The sequence below is a fragment of the Bradyrhizobium sp. UFLA03-84 genome, assembly GCF_002289535.1.
GTDB classification, from domain to species: domain Bacteria; phylum Pseudomonadota; class Alphaproteobacteria; order Rhizobiales; family Xanthobacteraceae; genus Bradyrhizobium; species Bradyrhizobium viridifuturi.
Genome location: NZ_NSJY01000017.1, coordinates 618670 through 635540 on the forward strand (window position 1 = coordinate 618670; position 16871 = coordinate 635540).

Sequence of the window (16871 nt, forward strand, 5' to 3'; positions counted from 1 at the left end):
CGTCATTTCTTCCCGAAGAGAGATTTGAAAAGGTCAACAAAAAAGGCTCCGAGGGAGCCTTTGGCAGGATCACGGATCGATGGGGTGACCGAGGGTGGCCTACGCGGCGGCGCAGGTGGCTGTGTTGCGGGGATGATCTTCGCCCCCGAGAAGGTAATTGTCGGATCGAGTTGCATCATCGCGGCCAACAGCCCGGCACACCCCAACTGTTGATCCACGACGCTGGCGTCGTAAACTCCATCCCGAACATACTTGCCCGAGACGTACTGATCCGTGCCAGACCAGATGTAGGGCGACGGCCGCCCCCGAGCAGCATAGCCGAGCCCGTTGTACTGCTCGAGCATGGTTAGCGTACCGCCGATCGACCAATCATGGTTACGAGCAGCAAATGGGGCGCAGTTCACCAGTGCATCATAGGCGCCGTCCTCCCACGTCTTGAAAGGGCCCCTTCCCTTCGGCACGTGGACAGAGACGCTCCCGAGCGGGTCACCCTGCCCAAGCTGGGTATTCCAGTTCTGGGAGGCCTCGCGCTCATGGGCGACCGCGATGAAGAACCAGGGAACGCCGGTCTTGAATGATACAGTTTGATAGCGAGCCTTAGCCTTTGGGTCGATGAGCCTCTTGGCCATACCGGAGAAACTCCGGGTCAGTTTCGCTTTTGTCCAGCGGGCCGTGTTCGCCACCGTTAGGGCAACGAGGTCAGTCATGGCATCTCCAACGAAAAGGCCGCCCGAAGGCGGCGGCTGGGCCTGCGCTATTGAGAGCTCGGCCAGTGCGCTTGCGCGACTATCCCAAGGGCGTGCTATAGGTTGCGCATGAAAGTGGCCTACCGACCTGACATCGACGGCTTGAGAGCGGTAGCTGTTTCTGCAGTGGTCCTATTCCACGCATTTCCCGGATCGCTACCTGGCGGATTCGTCGGCGTGGACGTCTTCTTTGTCATCTCGGGATATCTCATTACTGGAATTGTGACGTCAGAGCTGCACGACAAGACATTTAGCCTTGCGACATTCTACGAAAGACGTATTCGGCGGATTTTCCCGGCCCTGATCGTTGTTTTGGCGGCAACCGTGTCTATTGGGCTCCGCCTTCTCCTTCCAAACGAGTTGCATTCGCTCGGGAAAAACGCAGTCGCGAGCGCTCTGTTCGCTGCCAATCTGATGTTGCTATCCGAGGTCAACTACTTCGATATCGACGCACACCTTAAGCCGCTTTTGCACCTCTGGTCCCTCGGCATTGAGGAGCAATTCTATTTGGTGTGGCCTCTGATTTTGTGGGCGCTTCCACGACGTAGTGCGCCGTGGGCAGCGAGCATCGGCCTAGTTGCCTCGTTCGCTCTCAATCTGGCGTTGGTCGGTGGGCATCCGTCAGCGGCGTTCTTTCTGCCGTTTACTCGCGCTTGGGAACTTATGGCCGGCGCATTGCTAACGTTCATCCCCACTCCGTCAAAAGCAACAAAGGAGCTTGCGGCAGTCGTGGGACTGGTCGCCATCGAGACGTCATTCTTTTTGTTTACCGACAAGATGACCTTCCCCGGCGCTGCAGCTGCTCTTCCAGTAGCAGGTACGTTCCTGCTAATTATGTCCGAGGGCGCCACCGTAAACCGCATTCTTTCGCTTAAACCGTTCGTCGGTATAGGGCTTGTGAGTTACTCCCTATATCTGTGGCATTGGCCAGTTCTCGTATTCCTCCAAGTCTACCTTTTCAGGCAGCTCAATGACACTTTAGGACTTGTCGCGGTCGTATTGGCGTCCGTCCTCTCCGTGGTGACTTATTTTGCAGTGGAGCGGCCATTGCGACGCCAGTCCAGAGTTGCGCCGATAGGCGCCGCCATGGCTGCGGCAGGGTTGTTCGGGTTGTATGCCGCCCTGGTGAAGGTGCCGGATCTACCCAGCCCACTCCAAGCCATGATTAGCGCACCCGATGGCGTGAGTGCGTGGCGTGTGCACGAATGTATCTTGCTTGACGGCGAGGACGGCGATTTCCGAAATTGTTCAGAGAGCAAGCGACCGTTGATCGCAATTTGGGGGGATTCAACGGCCTCCGCGCTAATTCCCGGATTTAGAAAGCTGCAACAAGACCACGAATTCGGGATTGCACAGCTGACCGTAAGCTCCTGCCATCCGCTGTTGGTTCTGGCGCACTCAGCCAGCCCATATTGCCTGAAAAAGAACGCCGAGATTGTTCGACGCATTTCGGAGATCAAGCCAGATGTTGTAGTGCTTCACGCCATCTGGGACGTTAACGATAGGACCGGAACCACCAAACCGACCATCGACGCCCTTCGCGCTGCCGGTGTTCCTCGAATTGTTATTCTGGGACCGGTCCCGGTTTGGCGAGGCGGCCTCCCCAATGCCGCAGTGGACTACTATAGGCGAAGCGGTCAGATAATTCCTGAGCGAACCTCCCAGTTTGTAGACAGCGATGCAGGTGACAAAGTCATGAGTGTCATAGCTGCTCAGTTAGGTGTCCAATACGTATCCGTAAGAAAAGCCATGTGTCGTGGTGACGAATGCTTGACCCGGGTCAACGGATCAATCACCGCGAGAGACATTATCCATCTTACCAAGGCCGGCTCGGAATTCTTGATTCAACAAATCGCACCACAACTCGGCATCGAGTGACGAGCGGCACGCATTCTATATGATCCTAATGATGTAGTTGCAGAGAATGGTCGGCTGTAGGATCGCGTGAGCGGCGCTGCCACCCACGGCGGCGTTCGTGAGCGCGATGTTCGAAAGTCGCGAGTCCGTCACTACGTTACCGTCAACACCGTTGCTGAGCTGCAAGCCTGCTACAGGAGATTGTGCATTGCCGTTAAACCCGCCGTAAATGCGACCTTGAACAACATGGCTATGGCCGCCGTCCGACAGAGTATTCGCGTGCGTGTGTAACGGGATCTCCGCTACGGTCAGGGTGTGGGTTTCAGTGCCCCCAATACCGCCTAAGGCGATGCTATTCACGGTGGCACCGGATAGCCGCCCGATCCCACCGTCTGCCGCGGCAGAGACCCGACCGCGCTTGTCTGGAAGGTTGAACGTCGTAGTACCGTCACCGATGCCGAACGTGGTGCCCATCGCAGCGAACAGTGTCGCATAAGTCGCGCGCGAGATCGCCTGTCCGACCGGAAAGACAAACGAGCTGTTCGGAGCGGTGGGCGCCCAATAGTCCATTCCCGCCGCAAGCGGCACGTTGTACGGATTGCCAAAGAAGCCGTGCAGGTACCATGCTGCATCGGAGCTATTGTAGGTAGCAGCATAAGGCGTGCCTTGAATGATAACGCCGGCTTGCAACTCGACGCTAGGCGCGATTCTCAACGGACGGCTCCCGAGCCCATCCACATTTATGACGGTTATCGCTCCGTTAGTGACGTGCGGCGTGAACGCAATCATCACACCGTTCATGCTCGTGAAGCTGTCGAATTGCTGATAGCTTGAAAGCGTGTATGAGGTGCTGGATCCGCCTGTGACGATCGCGCCGGCGATGTCGTCGCGGTACTTCGCGGTCGCCGCCATCATCGCGCGCGCAGAGTCATTGACGCTCGACGGGGCCTGCCCTTCCTGCCAATTGATCGAGCTATCGGCGGTCGCATCGGAGGCCGCCACCCGCGACCACTTGAAGAGAGTCATGGTACTATCCCTTGATGATTTTGTCATCGTCGATGAGCGGATATCCCGCCGCTATTCCGCGCGACCGAGCTGGAGATATTGTGTGCACGGACAGGCTGGAGCTCGTGCGATCAGCAGATTACGGATCACGCTAATGGGCACGCCGGGGCTTTCCGCGGCTACGGCCTGCGCCCGAGCATCGATGATCGCTTCAATGTGATTGTACCTATCAGGATACAATGAGAGGTCGGTGCGGCGCTCCTCTTCGAGGACAGTCGGAAACCAGGGATTGTCCCGCCAGCTCGCCCCAATGACGATCGATCCCGGTGGCTTGCGGCCGCGCAGGAAGTCGTCGATCGCATCCGACTTGCGTCGTGGATTCCAGCTTGCCCACAGCTCCGAACCCGGCGCACGGATCGTCGGCCGCAGCAGCGCAAGACTATGCGCACTCAACGACTGCGCCTCATCGACCCACGCGACCTTGAATCCCTCCAGGCTTTTGATCGAATCGGCCGTGTGATCCATCATGCCGCGGAAGATGATCACACCATCGCCGGGCGTTGCGATCTTGTCGGAGTAGAGCTTGAATCCCCTGCCAATGCCAAGAGACGCGATCTTGCCTTCGATCAGCCGTTTGGACGATTGCGCTAACGTGCGCTGCGCTTCCCGAATACAAACCGCGAGCGTGCCGCGCTCGGCCTGGCACATCTCGACCAGAAGCTCACCGAAGAAATGCGATTTTCCTGATCCTCGGCCGCCGAACGCTCCCTTGTAACGCGCCGGCTGCAGCAGCGGCTCGAACACTTTCGCGGTTGGAATTTTCAGGATCGACAAGGCTGCTCTCGATAGGCAAGGCGGCTTACACGCCGGTCGGGTGTCTTGACGATCCCTGGCGATCGTCGGCCGTGATCTGTCACTGACGAGGACGCGGCCGGATCAGGCCCGCAGGCCAGCCATTTGTATCCGTCTCCGGAACGTCGGACTTATCCGGAAGGCCAAAGACCGACGGGGGCAGGTATCGCGTGGCCTGCCCGCTGAACGGGCTCAGCGATCTCCTCGCCGCCGAAGGCGCAGCAGCCCGCGGAGTGGACGCTCCGAGTTCTTAATGACGTGATTGAACGTTTCGAAAAGACCTTCGACACGCAACTCAAGCGATCCGTTGGGATTGAATGAACTGCCACCGCAACACCTAGATATCCTCACCCTCAGCCTCTTCAGGCTCGACGATAATTCTCTCGATGCGGTGCACAAGCTCGAGCGCTCCATCACCGTTCTCGATCGCCTGCGACGCTTTGCCCCAGCCACGATCGAGGATGGCGTTGGCGGCGGAGACGCGGGCAGCCGGGGTTGCGTTGGTCGATCGCATCACGCCGACCAGCACGTTGATCGCGCTTCTCGTATGACTCCTCGCAAGCGAACGGATCTGTGTAACCGTCTTCGCCACCTCACTTCTCCTGCCAATCGGACGGGAGATATTCACTCGGAGCCGTGTCCGCGTGATCTGGTTCTAGATCCGGCAACGCCGAGCGAAATGCGATCGTGGGAAAGTCCGTCCTTTCGCGATCCAGGCGCGGTCGCGGGATGAACTGGATGAACTCGGCGCTCATGCCGCCTCCAGCAAAGCAACGGCGATCAAACTCACGAGCGCAAGCGATATCAGATAGGCGGTCATACATACCTCGTTGATAGGCCGACAGCGCGCAATGCGGCGATGGAATGAATGTGCGGCAGACCGCGCGGCGGGCGGCGATCTTTGGGGCGCGAACCTTATCCCTGATGAGTGGGGCCGCGGGCGACGCCGGCTTTCGCCGCGTCGCCGGGCCGACGCGTTCGCGCGCGCCGGCCAATTTGTAAGCGTTCTGGTGGTTCGGACGGCGGCGCGCTGACGACGCTCAGGCGACGGGCTGGGAGGATGTGGCGTCGTGACGTGGCGGCCGCCGTCCGATTGGTGAAACGGCAAAGAAAAAAGCCCTCCGCGGATTGCTCCGCGCGGGCTCAACAATTTCTGATTTTCCGATTATGCCGGTGAGTTGCCCGACGTGTCAACCGTTTTTGCAAGCTGAATGCGATCGGTAAATTGCGTCGCGCCAGCTGCTTGATCACAGCGACCGTCATCGCGGTACATGTAGCCATAGAAAGGAATGTGCGGCAGATCGCGCAGTGGGCGGCGATCTTTGGGGCGCGAGCCTTATCCCCTGACGAATGGGGCCGCGGGCGGCGCCGACTTTCGCCGCGCCGCAGGACCGGCGCGTTCGCGCGCACCGGCCAATTTCGTGCTCGTTTCAATGGGTTCGGACGGCGGCTCGCTTGCGACGCTCAGACGACGGCTGGGAGGATGTGGCGTCGTGACGTTGCGGCCGCCGTCCGATGGGTGAAACGGCAAACAAAAAGCCCGCCGCGGATTGCTCCGCGCGGGCTCAACAATTTCTGATTTTCCGATTATGCCGGTGAGTTGCCCGACGAGTCAACCCGTTTTTACGAGCTGAACGCGATCGGTAAAATATGATGCGTCAGCTTCGACGGTGAGAAACCTCCTTCACCGAAAGTCCGCGCATGATGCCGGAATCGCAACACGAGCTGGCGTCGGTCGCCCTATGTTTGTTGCGATGATGTCAGTGTGCCGCTGAGTTGCCCGACGCGTCAAGCGGACAGCCGGCTCACAATGTTTGGATCGACATCAGGACAGTTTTTGGCGCGTGTCAGTCCAACCGACCCGCGCCGCCGTTAGATTGCAAGGAGGAAGCGCCGATGTATTTCGTTGCTGCCGTGCTCGCGGTCCTGTCCGGCCTGTTCTATGCCGCGGGCCATCATCAGATTGGTTCGATCGGTACCACCATGTGCCAGTATGGCGGCATCTTCTGCGACAGCCCGGTGCTGGTTCTCGTCGGTGCCGGGTTCGCCGCGGCGTGGGGCATGCTCGTCAGCGTGCGCTGATCATCCCGCGCGAGCGCCCGCACCTATTGCGGCGGGATCGGGTTTGCCGGTTGAGCAGGCTTTGGGCCGGGCGGAGCAGGCTCAATCGGCGCCTTGGGCTCGGTCGGCATCACATTTGCGCCGGCCGCACGTGCGGCCTCGCCAGTCGTCGAGTAATTGGCGGAAGCGGCGGGCTGCACCTTCGGCTTGCTCCACGGACCGTGGTCGACGACCAGCATGCCCAACACGCCGAGGATCGCAACCACCGCCGCAACCAGCAGCGGCGCGCCACCATGCCGATTTCTATGCTTGACCGAACGGCCATCCGATATGCCATGCGCCTGCATTGTCATCACCGTCTCCTCCACGGAAACAAGCCGCGACCGGCGCGTAAGTTTCCGGTTCCGCGATGTGAAAGCCAGACATGTTGGTGGAACCAATCCATAGCCACCGAATTTCCCCGATACGCGGCCGCTACCGGCCGTTCAAAGCACGCCCGGATCGTCAAGAGTGGCACCTGGCTTTCAGCGAAATCGCGGCACGGCACATGAGCTCCGAAACACCCGAGTCCCCGCTTCAGCCCACGCTCGGTGAGCGAGCGATCGACACCGCGACGGATGTTTCGCGCACCATCACGGAGGTCTCGGACGGACTTCGCGCGGCGGCCGATCGCCTCAGCGAGGCGATCGCAAGCTCGCGCCGGCCTGGCGGCGCCTTGGCCACGGTGAGTGCGGTCACGCGTGAAGCGCCGCTCGCAAGTCTGTTCGTCGCGTTTCTGCTCGGCGTTGCCGTGGCGCGCCGGCGCTAGGCGTCGATGCCCGCGACGACCGTCCTAGAACTTGCCCTTCGCGGCGTCCTTGGTTGCGGACATTACGCTTCCGCTGATCTGCCGCATATGTTCGCCGGCATTGGTGAACTGGCTGCGCAGGAATTCCGACTGGATCCGCATCGCCTCCTGCAGATCGGTCGCGTGCACGAGCTTGCGCGCATGCTCGAACGCCGCCTTCATGTTCTGCTCGGTGAAGGAAAGAGCCTGTTTGGAAATTTCGGTCCCCGTCCCCGGCATCGCCGTCATCGACTTGCTCGCCGCATCAAAGAACAGGCCGAAGGCCTGCTCGGCCTGGTCGATGGTCTTTTCCGCGAGATCGCGCAACTCGGCGGGAACTTCAAGCTTCGGTTCAATCATGATCACGCCCCCTGAAATTAGCGTCGGCCGACGTTAGCATAGATTGTGACGGCGTCAGCGCCGTATCGCCAACGATAAGAGGCCCCGTTCGCTCCGGCCACCGAGGAAAAATTACCTAGCAGCGACGGGACTGCGCCATCGCGGGATTCCAATCATGTCAGCACTGTGGCATAGTGATTCGGCCTTACCGTTGATCGCGTTCGCGTCTCGTCTCGCGTCTCTTGGGGAATATGGGGATCCGATGCTGCGCGCCGTTCGTCCGACACCGACCTGCACCCGCTTCAAGACCAGTATAGAGATGCCGTGCATGAAGTGCGGCACGCAGATGCGGCTTGCCTTGATCGAGCCGCGCGATCAGGTCTACGACGTGCTGACCTATCAGTGCACGCCCTGCAATTCCGGCGAAAGCTTCCTGAACGCGCGCTAGGCCGCCGGCCCATTCAGTCGTTCAGCACCGCAGCCCCCGCTTCCGTCAGCTCAGGCTCGCCGTCATGCAGTTCGACGAGGCCAAGCCCGGTGAGGACACGCAGGTCCTCGTCGCTGACCGGTGACAATTTGAGCCTGCGCGCCTGGATGTCCCGAAGGGTCCAGCGCAGGCCGATGGCGCGCTCGAGTGAAAATTCGGCGAATGGATTATCTGCCATTCGCCTCGACTAGTGCCGCATTTGGATCAGACTTTGTCTCTGCCGCGGCGGCTTCATGGATATCACGGATTGATTATGAGTTGGCGCGATCGGGGTGCCCAGCGTGCCCTGATCGCGCCATATGTCTTTCGCAGCCGCTCAGTAGCGATAGGGCTCGATATCGAGCAGCGGGAATGCGCTGAACACGCTCGGCAGGTTGGTCGGCATCGCCGGATGCAGATAAGACTTGTCCAGTTCGGCAAAGCTGGTAGCGCCGAGCAGACCGAGGCAGCGGATCACCTCGTCCTCCAGCAGTTCAAGCATCCGAACGATGCCGGCCTCGCCGGCCGCGGCGAGCGCCCAGCACTGCAGACGGCCGATCCCGACAAGGTCTGCCCCCGAGACGATGGCCTTGACGATGTCGGCGCCGCGGCAGATCGAGCCGTCGACCATGATCTTGGCACGGCCGGCGACGGCCTCGACGATCTCGGGCAGGACATGCATGGAGCCGCGGCCGTGGTCGAGCTGCCGCCCGCCATGATTTGAGACATAGATCCAGTCGACCCCGTGATCGAGCGCGATCCTTGCGTCTTCCGCGGTGGCGATACCCTTGAGGATCAGCGGAATCTTGAACTTGTCCTTGATCAATTTCACCGTCCGCCATTCCAGACCCTTCTGGAAGTCGCCGCCGGTGGCGCGGATGCGGCTTTCCCGGACGTAGCGCTTGGCAATGTCGCGCTCGCGCCGGCTGTAGTGGGCGGTGTCCACGGTGAGGCAGAACGCGGCGTAACCGTTGTCGATGGTGCGGCTCACCACATCCTCGACGAAAGCATCGTCGCCGCGCACGTAGAGCTGGAATATGCGCAAGGCCTCAGGCGCCGCCTTGGCGGTATTCTCCAGCCCGGGTTCGGACACCGAGCTCAGCATATGGGCCGCGCCGAACGAACCGGCGCCGCGCGCAACGGCCGCGCCCGCGTCGGGATCGAAGATTTCGAGCGCGCCGACCGGGGCGATCATCACGGGAAGCCGGAGCTTGCGGCCGAACACCTCCGTCGAGGGATCGACATTGATGACGTTGCGCAGCACGCGCGGCCGGAACGCGATCTCGTCGAGCGCCATTCTGTTGCGGCGCATCGTGGTCTCGGTCTCCGAAGCGCCGACGATGTAATCCCAGGCATTCTGGTTCAGCTTGGCGCGGGCGCTTCGCGCGAATTCGTGCAGGTTCTGAAATTCCTCGCCGCTGGCGCCGAGCTCGACATTGCGCGCCTGCCGAATGGGGGTCCCGTCATTCATGGTGTTTCTTCTCCCGATTTGGCCGGCACATTAGCCGCAGACAAACCGGAAAAGCTACCACCATGACCCACGAATCCGGCCAGCGAAGGCCAGCTATTCGCCCATGAGATAGATCGGCCTTCGACGCGCCGCTACCGCTCCAGATTGACCTTGCCTCGCTGCCAGCTAGCTGCCCGAAAACCGGTTTCGGTATTCGGTCGGCGACACGCCGAGGTGGCGCAGGAAGGCCCGCCGCATTCGCTCATCATCACCAAACCCCGCTCGTTTGGCGACCTCGACGACGCCGCCGATCTGGCGGCTTTCGAGCAGCAGGCGCGCAGTCTCCACCCGCAGCGCCTCGACACCGCTTGCAGGTGTCATGCCGGTGCGGCTGACATAGGTCCGGGCAAAGGTGCGCGGCGTCATCCCGGCCTTTTCCGCGAGGGTCTCGACCTTGAGGTCTTCAGTGATGTTCTCGATGATCCAGGCATGCAGCGCGCTGAAACGTCCCTCGACGTCCGACGCTTGGGCCGCAAGAACGGTCGAGAACTGGCTCTGCCCACCCGGCCGCTTCAGGAACACCACGAGCCTGCGCGCGACATCGAGCGCGATGGTGTGGCCGAAATCCTCCTCGATCATCGCGAGCGCCAGGTCGATGCCGGCGCTGACGCCCGCCGATGACCAGACATGTCCATCCTTGACGAAAATCGCATTGGGCTCGACGCGGATATTGGGAAAGCTGTCCTGCAGACGAGGACAATAGCGCCAGTGCGTTGCAGCACGCTTGCCATCCAGGATCCCGGTCCAAGCCAGCGCAAATGCGCCGAGGCAGACCGATGCGATGCGGCGCGCCTTCGGCAGCGCCTTCGCAATCCAGTCCATCAACTCGGCGTCGTTGCGGATCTTCCAGATGCCGGGCCCACCCGGAATCACCAGCGTGTCGACCTCTGTGGGCGCAACACTGGTGATCGGCGCCGTGTCGATCATCATGCCGACATCGGTCGGCACCAAGCCGCCAGACGTCGACAGATAGGAAAGCGAATAGTCCGGCCCGGGCAGTTCGATCGCCTCCAGCTCAGCGAACACCTGAGCCGGCCCCGAAATGTCGAGCAAGGTCACGCCCGGAAAGGCGACGATCGCGATCCGTCGCGGCGCTTTCCTGTCGCGCGGCTCAGGCCGGGGCGGTTTGGCAGCTTTCGAGGGCATATTGTCCTTTAAGCCATTCGAGCCCGCCCTGTATAGCTCGCGATGGAATTCTGGAGTTCTGCCATGTCGCGACATCTGGGCGGCGGATACGAGGCGATCAAATCGCCGTGGGCGGATTACGCGATCTACAGTCTACCCGACGCCTCCCGGATCGAAGCCTGCGACCGTCAGCCGCTGATGGACGCCATGAACGGCATCATTGCCGTCAACTGGCAGGCCACCGAGCCGCACTGGACCTCGGCCTCGTCACCCTTCGATAAGAAGTACAGCCTGATCCTCGTCTATGACGGCTCCGGCCTCGTGGCCTTCTCGGTCTACCGCATCCTGCAAATGTCGGCCGGGCTTGGAATCTATCGCAGCGGCACGGAAGTACTGCCGGCGCATCAGGGCCGCGGCTTGTACGGCTTCTTCACGGCAGAAGTCCTGAAATGTTCGGGCGCCGCCGAGCGAGCCGACGGCAACGTGCTCTACGGGTGGCGGACGCGCAATCCGATCGTGTGGGCAGCGAACGCTAAGATTTGCGAAAAAGTGTCTCCATCATTGCTCGATGGTGCGCAGGACCCGGCACTGCAGGCGGCCTGTGTCGAGATGTGCACTTCGCTCTATCCGGGCAAGCCGCTCGAACTGCCCGACATGATCATGCGTGGCGCTTACGGCCACATTAAGCACCATCGGCAGGCCTATCATGGCACCGCGTCGCTGGTCGATGCCGCGATGTCGCGAAAGATTCCAAATTCAGCGGATGCCCTTTTCTCGGTGGGTTACGCGAGGGTGTGATGTCGATGCTCGGACAACAAGCCGTTTTCGCCCCGACGTCGCGCTTAACCGATCGCGCCTACCTGGCCTGGACGGCTGTGGCTATCGCCTATGCCATCGCCTTCCTGCAGCGCGTGGCGCCGCAATCGGTCAGCCTCAGCTTCATGCACGACTTCAACACCGACGCGGCCGGTGTGGCGATGTTGGCCTCGAGTTACTTCTGGGGCTACACCTTGATGCAGATTCCGGCCGGCCTTCTGGTCGATCGTTACGGCGTCAAGCGCGTCGTCCTCGTCAGCATGATCGCCTCGTCACTCGGCAGCGCGGCGTTCGCGCTGGCGCCGAATCTGCTCGACGTCTTTGCTGCGCGCCTGATCGTCGCCTGCGGCGATGCGCTTGTCTTTACCGCACTTCTGAAGCTCGTCGCGCAAAGCTTTGCCGATGAGCGTTTCGGCATGATGTCAGGCATTTCACAGGTCTCCGGATACGTCGGCGGCGTGATCGCGACGACACCTCTGGCAGCCGCCGTCTCGGGGTTCGGCTGGCGGGCCTGCTTCCTGTTCATTGCCTGCATCGGCCTCGCCAACCTCGCCTTCGCCAAGGTCACGCTCAAGCCTGATCCGGCGTCGCACAGCAACAAGACACTGAAGGGCGTTGTGATCGCCGCGCGACAATCGCTGGCCCATGTCGCGAACTGGGGTTGCGCAATGACGTTTGCCTCGCACTTCGCGGTCGTGACGACGCTGTCGGGCGTCTGGGGCATTCCGATGGTCGCCCACCTCTTCCACATCTCGCCGACGGCTGCCGGCACGCCGCTGCTCGCCTTCATGATAGGCAATGCGTTCGGCTCGATCTTCCTCGGTCACGCCGCCGATCGTGCCGCCGCGGCGCTCGACCGCGCACTGATCGGCATTTGCGCATTGCGCATGCTGCTGATCGCGATGCTGCTACCGCCGGTCGCCCAGACATTCGGTCTCGCTTACGTCACCGTCGTGTTCACGATCCTGGGCCTCGTCGCCGGCGGCACCGTCCCGCTGGTGCTGAAATGCGTCAAGAAGCTCTACACCTCCGACTTGATCGGCGTGGGCGCTTCCGTGAACACCACCGCCGCGGGACTCTTCGCCGGCGTCTCGCAGCCGATCATCGGCTTTGCGATGCTTACCGCCAGCAGCGTCTCCGGCACCGACGCCGTGCATAACGCAGCCGCGATCGGTGACGGCGGTTACAGCGCCTTGATCGTCATTCTGCTTCTGATGTCGCTGCCCGGCGTTGCCGGGCCGCTGATGATGAGAAGCAAGTTGATAGCTCGTTAGTGTCGTTATGAGTGTAGGGGGTGTTATGGAGCGCTTGTTCTTGAAAAGAGGCGACGTTGCGTCGAACTTTCCGGTCAGCAGCTGGCAGAGCGTGATGTTCTCCGAGTTTGAGGCGCAGATGAGCAGCGAGGCAAGGCCGTTTCCTTGCGTGTTCGGAGTGACCGGGCATCGCCAGGATCAGCTCCGCTACCTCTTCCTCGATCCGTATGACGTTGCGGTGCTCGGCGAACAGCTTGCACAATATGTTTCGGAGGCACGCTCGTTCGGCCCCAACACCTCATTGATCGTGTTCACGAGGCCCCGCCCCGTGCAGACGCTCGACGCCTATTATCGCAAGATGTGGCTGACGCTCGATCAGCTCGCACGCCTGGACAAGAATCCGTGGCCATCAGATATTCCGGAACAGATCGACCACCCGATGTGGGAGTTCTCGTTTGCGGGCGAGCCGATCTTCGTCGTATGCACGACGCCCGCCCATGTGATGCGCCAGAGCCGTCGATCCAGCGCGTTCATGCTCACGTTCCAGCCGCGCTGGGTATTCGAGAAGATCCTCGGAACGGAAAAGGCGGCAAATGCTGCATTTTCCGAGGTGCGCAAGCGCCTGATCCCATACGACAGTGCGAGCCCCTCCCCGCTTCTTGGCCGCTACGGCGCGACCGATGGCCGCGAATACCTGCAGTACTTCCTGCACGACGACAACAATGCGAGCGGAGGCTGCCCGTTTGCCAAGCTCGCACAGAACAAGACACCTCCGATCGCGAACAAGGAACAGGCAGCATGACCCAGATCATCGCCAGCACGAAGACTGAATTTGCCATCGATCGGGAGATCCTGAACCTGCTTCCGGCCCAGGGCTCCGTCGAGCTGCAGCACGATGCGGCAGGCAAGGTGCATCACTTCCATACCCATCCGGTCGATGAAATCCTGATGATCGTCAGCGGCCGGCTGAACTTCATCTGGGACGGCGGCGAGCGGGTCGTCGGTGCCGGCGACACCATCTTTCTGCCTGCCGGCACCCGACATCAATCCGAAGCGCTCGAGGGCGGTGCGATCTACGTCATTGCGACGCAGCCGCCAGCCAGACCGATGAGCAACTGACACACAGGGAAAACGCGAACACCTCAGGATAGTGAAGGATCGCGCGGCGGTTCAACCGCCAAACGTTCGACCAGCTCGATGATCTCGGAACGCTGGCCGGGCGCAAGTCGACGGAGAGCCTTCAACAGTCGCAGGCTTTCCAGTGTTTCGCTCGATGGAGCTCCGAGCTTGTTCTGCAGCTCTGCAACATATGTGGGATTTTTCATCTCGCACCTTAAGTGAGGATTACGAATGGCATACCCAGGTAAGCGTGAAGGCTTGGCCCAGAAGGTCGACACCGCAGCTCAAGAGGCCGAACGCCTCGGCCTGACCACGGCAACCTTGATACTCCGGATGGCACGCCTCGAGATCGATCGGGCGGAGCCCGAGGAGGTTGAAACTATGCCAAGGAACAACTTGCGCAGCAAGCCGAACTGAGGTTCCGGCACGGGCCGGTTCCGCTTCACGGGGCCTCCGGCCCGCATCGACGCCGTAAACGACATCGCACGAGGCGTGAGGCTTTGCTCTCGCCTGCGGGTCAGGTTGCCATTACGTGGATCTGATCTTTGGCGCAGGCTGACTGGCTAGCCGGTGTTGCCTGCCTTGCCGAACGCGCCTGCCTCGGCCAACGCGGCGATGCGCCGGTCGTCATACCCAAGCGTCTTGCTCAGCACTTCCCTGGTGTGCTGACCGAGCAGCGGCGCCGCGACGGGATCGACCGTCGGCGTCAAGCTCATGCCGACCGGCGATTCGATGTTCGGAACCGAGCCGGCGGTTGGATGCGCGATCTTGCTGAGGCGATGCCGATCGCGCACTTCAGGCGCGTTGAAGCCCTCCTCGACCGTACGCAAATATCCCACCGGAATGTTGGCCTTCTTCATCTTCGCCATCCAGTGCTCGAGCGTGTCGCTTGCAAACACGCTGGCAATGATGCCGCGCAGCTTCTCCTTGTTGGCGGACCGCGCCTTGCGGTGGGCAAATTCGGGGTCGGTGACGAGATCCGGGCGTTCGAGCACGTCGGTGACAAGCCGGCGATAGAGCCGGTCGTTGGCACAGGCCATATAGAGCGGACCATCGGACGCCCGGTAGACGCCGACAGTCGGCGAGCCGTTCGGCGAGTTGCCGAAACGGCCGGGGTTGTTGCCATTGATGAGATAGGCCATTCCATAGAAGCCGGTCATCGATACCGCAGTGTCGATCAACGCGACCTCGACCTGCTGGCCGCGGCCGAGCCGATCCCGCGCGATCAAGGCCAGCAGGATGGCGTTGCAGGCCGACATGCCGGTTGCCATGTCCACGATCGGTGGTCCGGTGCGCACCGGTTCTCCATCCGGAAAGCCGTTGAGCGACATGAAGCCGCTTTCGGCCTGCGTGATCGGGTCGAAGCCCGGGCGCAGCGCGAAATCGCCTTTGCGGCCGTAGGCCGAGATCGAGCAATAGATCAGCCGCGGATTGGTCTCCGCGACCGATGCATAGTCGAGGCCAAATTTCTTCATTACGCCGCCGGAGAAGTTCTCCACCACGACGTCGGCCTTGGCGATCAGCGCGCGCGCGACGTCGAGCGCAGCCGGATTGTTGAAATCGAGCGCAATGCCACGCTTGTTGCGGTTGAGGCTGAGATACGCGGCACTCTCTCCGCCGATTTCGGCGTGCTCGTAGGCGCGCGTGTCGTCCCCGCCGTCCGGATTCTCGATCTTGATGACCTCGGCCCCGAAGTCGGCCAGCGTTTGCGTACAGGCCGGGCCGGCAACGACGCGGGTGAAGTCGACAACCAGCAGGCCGTCAAGCGCCGTCGGAACTCCCTCCCCGCGCGGCGCGCGCCCTGGCAATTCTGGTCTGGTCATGATCCGGCGCTTCCCATGTTATTTTGTCAGGCGAAATACGACGGCCCTACCAGGACCGGTACTGCACGCCTTTTAGCGGAAGCTCGTGACCAAAACCAAACCCGGATTTTGCAGGGCGGGACCTTCGCCTGACATGGCTGTCGTCGGCAAAAGACGGCCCGCAGTGCCTACGCGCGGTCGGGCGACTTGAACGTCGCGGAAATCGGCTGGATGCTGAAGCGAGAGCCGCGTCCGGCAAGCAGGGGAATAGATATCTGCGGGTAGCAACATTCGGTCGCCACCCGCTTTCGTCACCGCGAACCGCGGCGCTATTCGGCAATTATCTCGCCGGAGCCGCCGAACTCGGCCGGGAAGTCCTTCAACTTCGGCAGGCCGTCGCGTATCGGCAGCACCGCCTCGGAATAGTTGACGTGAACGCCAGGGTTGAACTTCAGCGTCGGGATCGTCGCGGTAAAGACGTCGACGAGCCCAAGCGTCGGGTGGTTGGTCATCAGGTGACCGCCGCACTTGTTGCAATATTTGCGCTGGCTCATTGCGGTCTTCTCGAATGTCGCGATGTGGTCGGCGCCCTTGGTGACCTCGACCGCCTCAGGCTTCCAGAGACTGAACGCATTCACCGGGCCGCCGGACCAGGAACGGCATGAACGGCAGTGGCAGTAGCCCATCGCCTCGGGCTCCCCCGTGACCTTGAGCTCGACGGCGCCGCAGAAGCAGTTTCCAGTGTGATTCATTGGTCGGTTCTCCTTGGGTGAAGTGGTCGGACTTCGCGCCGGCATCGACCCACGTTACTCGTGATGTTCGCGATGCAGGATAAGACGTAGGCGGACGTAGCCGCGGCGAACTCCCTGGTGGACGTACCAGACCATTCCCAGCACGAGAGGCAATCACATTGCGCTCGCATGCAGGCAGGTCGTCGACGCGAGCGAAGTTACATGAAAGTCCGCGCCGCTGTCGACCATCTTCCACCCGGCACGGCCGCGCACATCACCCATCACCCATCACCCAAGGATGGCGCTCACTGCGAGGCAAAGCACCATGCCGCAATGTGATGAATAGTTGTCGTACCGGTTGCC

General features: G+C 61.3%; 19 protein-coding genes and 1 pseudogene. 8 read left to right on the forward strand and 12 right to left on the reverse strand.

Annotated features, from left to right (window positions below):
• Window positions 1-2 precede the first annotated feature (2 nt).
• Window positions 3-707 carry a hypothetical protein gene (locus CK489_RS35600; RefSeq protein WP_198961107.1) on the reverse strand — a complete coding sequence of 235 codons (705 nt, stop codon included), beginning with the start codon at window positions 705-707 and terminating at the stop codon, window positions 3-5.
• 108 nt (window positions 708-815) lie between these two features.
• Here CK489_RS35600 and CK489_RS35605 point away from each other — a divergent pair, with 108 nt between their 5' ends.
• Window positions 816-2624, forward strand: coding sequence for an acyltransferase family protein (locus CK489_RS35605; protein ID WP_095735559.1), 1809 nt, complete (start codon window positions 816-818; stop codon window positions 2622-2624).
• Between the two features lie 15 nt (window positions 2625-2639).
• On the opposite strand, the gene CK489_RS35610 is transcribed toward CK489_RS35605, so the two are convergent.
• The 3 genes and pseudogenes from CK489_RS35610 to CK489_RS35620 form a co-directional block, all read right to left on the reverse strand.
• A complete protein-coding gene (locus tag CK489_RS35610; protein WP_095735560.1) occupies window positions 2640-3629 on the reverse strand; it encodes a phage tail protein in 990 nt (329 codons plus the stop codon).
• 192 nt (window positions 3630-3821) lie between these two features.
• Window positions 3822-4442 (reverse strand): annotated as a pseudogene (locus tag CK489_RS35615) (PBSX family phage terminase large subunit); the annotation flags it as partial.
• 355 nt (window positions 4443-4797) lie between these two features.
• The gene (locus CK489_RS35620) at window positions 4798-5052 is read right to left on the reverse strand and encodes a hypothetical protein (protein ID WP_095735562.1); all 255 of its coding nucleotides are present in this window, start codon (window positions 5050-5052) and stop codon (window positions 4798-4800) included.
• A 1304-nt stretch (window positions 5053-6356) separates the two neighbouring features.
• Between CK489_RS35620 and CK489_RS35625 the strand changes: the two genes are divergently transcribed.
• The gene (locus tag CK489_RS35625; RefSeq protein ID WP_050628593.1) at window positions 6357-6542 is read left to right on the forward strand and encodes a hypothetical protein; all 186 of its coding nucleotides are present in this window, start codon (window positions 6357-6359) and stop codon (window positions 6540-6542) included.
• Between the two features lie 23 nt (window positions 6543-6565).
• On the opposite strand, the gene CK489_RS35630 is transcribed toward CK489_RS35625, so the two are convergent.
• Window positions 6566-6868 (reverse strand): hypothetical protein, encoded by a 303-nt coding sequence (locus tag CK489_RS35630; RefSeq protein ID WP_050628594.1) that lies wholly within the window; start codon window positions 6866-6868, stop codon window positions 6566-6568.
• Window positions 6869-7068: 200 nt separating this feature from the next.
• On the opposite strand from CK489_RS35630, the gene CK489_RS35635 reads away from it, so the two are divergent.
• On the forward strand, window positions 7069-7329 hold the full coding sequence (locus tag CK489_RS35635) for a hypothetical protein (protein ID WP_095735563.1): 261 nt from the start codon (window positions 7069-7071) through the stop codon (window positions 7327-7329).
• A 24-nt stretch (window positions 7330-7353) separates the two neighbouring features.
• Here CK489_RS35635 and CK489_RS35640 read toward each other — a convergent pair whose 3' ends face one another.
• Window positions 7354-7707 (reverse strand): phasin, encoded by a 354-nt coding sequence (locus tag CK489_RS35640; RefSeq protein ID WP_050628678.1) that lies wholly within the window; start codon window positions 7705-7707, stop codon window positions 7354-7356.
• A gap of 241 nt (window positions 7708-7948) precedes the next feature.
• On the opposite strand from CK489_RS35640, the gene CK489_RS35645 reads away from it, so the two are divergent.
• Window positions 7949-8134, forward strand: a complete 186-nt coding sequence (locus CK489_RS35645) for a hypothetical protein (RefSeq protein WP_018272817.1) — start codon at window positions 7949-7951, stop codon at window positions 8132-8134.
• A 13-nt stretch (window positions 8135-8147) separates the two neighbouring features.
• Here the strand turns inward: CK489_RS35645 and CK489_RS35650 are convergent, their stop codons facing one another.
• The 3 genes from CK489_RS35650 to CK489_RS35660 all read right to left on the reverse strand — a co-directional run bounded on the left by CK489_RS35650 (window position 8148) and on the right by CK489_RS35660 (window position 10808).
• Window positions 8148-8351 carry a hypothetical protein gene (locus CK489_RS35650; RefSeq protein WP_050628596.1) on the reverse strand — a complete coding sequence of 68 codons (204 nt, stop codon included), beginning with the start codon at window positions 8349-8351 and terminating at the stop codon, window positions 8148-8150.
• Window positions 8352-8489: 138 nt separating this feature from the next.
• Complete coding sequence (locus tag CK489_RS35655; protein ID WP_095735564.1) at window positions 8490-9623, reverse strand: alpha-hydroxy acid oxidase; 1134 nt, start codon at window positions 9621-9623, stop codon at window positions 8490-8492.
• A 165-nt stretch (window positions 9624-9788) separates the two neighbouring features.
• The gene (locus CK489_RS35660; RefSeq protein WP_095735565.1) at window positions 9789-10808 is read right to left on the reverse strand and encodes a GlxA family transcriptional regulator; all 1020 of its coding nucleotides are present in this window, start codon (window positions 10806-10808) and stop codon (window positions 9789-9791) included.
• A 42-nt stretch (window positions 10809-10850) separates the two neighbouring features.
• On the opposite strand from CK489_RS35660, the gene CK489_RS35665 reads away from it, so the two are divergent.
• The 4 genes from CK489_RS35665 to CK489_RS35680 are packed head-to-tail and all read left to right on the forward strand — an operon-like array spanning window position 10851 to window position 13975.
• The gene (locus CK489_RS35665) at window positions 10851-11585 is read left to right on the forward strand and encodes a hypothetical protein (protein ID WP_094193963.1); all 735 of its coding nucleotides are present in this window, start codon (window positions 10851-10853) and stop codon (window positions 11583-11585) included.
• The gene (locus CK489_RS35670; protein ID WP_095735566.1) at window positions 11585-12877 is read left to right on the forward strand and encodes an MFS transporter; all 1293 of its coding nucleotides are present in this window, start codon (window positions 11585-11587) and stop codon (window positions 12875-12877) included. The genes CK489_RS35665 and CK489_RS35670 overlap by 1 nt, the downstream gene beginning before the upstream one ends.
• 25 nt (window positions 12878-12902) lie before the next feature.
• Window positions 12903-13658, forward strand: a complete 756-nt coding sequence (locus tag CK489_RS35675) for a YqcI/YcgG family protein (protein WP_050628600.1) — start codon at window positions 12903-12905, stop codon at window positions 13656-13658.
• Window positions 13655-13975, forward strand: coding sequence for a cupin domain-containing protein (locus tag CK489_RS35680; protein WP_095735567.1), 321 nt, complete (start codon window positions 13655-13657; stop codon window positions 13973-13975). The genes CK489_RS35675 and CK489_RS35680 overlap by 4 nt, the downstream gene beginning before the upstream one ends.
• Window positions 13976-13998: 23 nt before the next feature.
• On the opposite strand, the gene CK489_RS35685 is transcribed toward CK489_RS35680, so the two are convergent.
• From CK489_RS35685 to CK489_RS35700, 3 genes are all read right to left on the reverse strand, one after another.
• Window positions 13999-14181 carry a hypothetical protein gene (locus tag CK489_RS35685; RefSeq protein WP_094193964.1) on the reverse strand — a complete coding sequence of 61 codons (183 nt, stop codon included), beginning with the start codon at window positions 14179-14181 and terminating at the stop codon, window positions 13999-14001.
• A gap of 357 nt (window positions 14182-14538) precedes the next feature.
• Window positions 14539-15801, reverse strand: a complete 1263-nt coding sequence (locus CK489_RS35695; protein ID WP_095735568.1) for a CaiB/BaiF CoA transferase family protein — start codon at window positions 15799-15801, stop codon at window positions 14539-14541.
• Window positions 15802-16106: 305 nt separating this feature from the next.
• Complete coding sequence (locus CK489_RS35700; protein ID WP_050628601.1) at window positions 16107-16529, reverse strand: GFA family protein; 423 nt, start codon at window positions 16527-16529, stop codon at window positions 16107-16109.
• Window positions 16530-16871: the final 342 nt, after the last annotated feature.

Bases quoted from the DNA above. Each gene is read 5' to 3' on its own strand.
- CK489_RS35640 (WP_050628678.1), bottom strand. From the start codon at position 7,707: ATGATTGAACCGAAGCTTGAAGTTCCCGCCGAGTTGCGCGATCTCGCG.
- CK489_RS35660 (WP_095735565.1), bottom strand. From the start codon at position 10,808: ATGCCCTCGAAAGCTGCCAAACCGCCCCGGCCTGAGCCGCGCGACAGG.
- CK489_RS35655 (WP_095735564.1), bottom strand. From the start codon at position 9,623: ATGAATGACGGGACCCCCATTCGGCAGGCGCGCAATGTCGAGCTCGGC.
- CK489_RS35610 (WP_095735560.1), bottom strand. From the start codon at position 3,629: ATGACTCTCTTCAAGTGGTCGCGGGTGGCGGCCTCCGATGCGACCGCC.
- CK489_RS35625 (WP_050628593.1), top strand. From the start codon at position 6,357: ATGTATTTCGTTGCTGCCGTGCTCGCGGTCCTGTCCGGCCTGTTCTAT.
- CK489_RS35630 (WP_050628594.1), bottom strand. From the start codon at position 6,868: ATGCAGGCGCATGGCATATCGGATGGCCGTTCGGTCAAGCATAGAAAT.
- CK489_RS35700 (WP_050628601.1), bottom strand. From the start codon at position 16,529: ATGAATCACACTGGAAACTGCTTCTGCGGCGCCGTCGAGCTCAAGGTC.
- CK489_RS35650 (WP_050628596.1), bottom strand. From the start codon at position 8,351: ATGGCAGATAATCCATTCGCCGAATTTTCACTCGAGCGCGCCATCGGC.
- CK489_RS35600 (WP_198961107.1), bottom strand. From the start codon at position 707: ATGACTGACCTCGTTGCCCTAACGGTGGCGAACACGGCCCGCTGGACA.
- CK489_RS35605 (WP_095735559.1), top strand. From the start codon at position 816: ATGAAAGTGGCCTACCGACCTGACATCGACGGCTTGAGAGCGGTAGCT.
- CK489_RS35670 (WP_095735566.1), top strand. From the start codon at position 11,585: ATGTCGATGCTCGGACAACAAGCCGTTTTCGCCCCGACGTCGCGCTTA.
- CK489_RS35645 (WP_018272817.1), top strand. From the start codon at position 7,949: ATGCTGCGCGCCGTTCGTCCGACACCGACCTGCACCCGCTTCAAGACC.
- CK489_RS35685 (WP_094193964.1), bottom strand. From the start codon at position 14,181: ATGAAAAATCCCACATATGTTGCAGAGCTGCAGAACAAGCTCGGAGCT.
- CK489_RS35665 (WP_094193963.1), top strand. From the start codon at position 10,851: ATGGAATTCTGGAGTTCTGCCATGTCGCGACATCTGGGCGGCGGATAC.
- CK489_RS35675 (WP_050628600.1), top strand. From the start codon at position 12,903: ATGGAGCGCTTGTTCTTGAAAAGAGGCGACGTTGCGTCGAACTTTCCG.
- CK489_RS35635 (WP_095735563.1), top strand. From the start codon at position 7,069: ATGAGCTCCGAAACACCCGAGTCCCCGCTTCAGCCCACGCTCGGTGAG.
- CK489_RS35680 (WP_095735567.1), top strand. From the start codon at position 13,655: ATGACCCAGATCATCGCCAGCACGAAGACTGAATTTGCCATCGATCGG.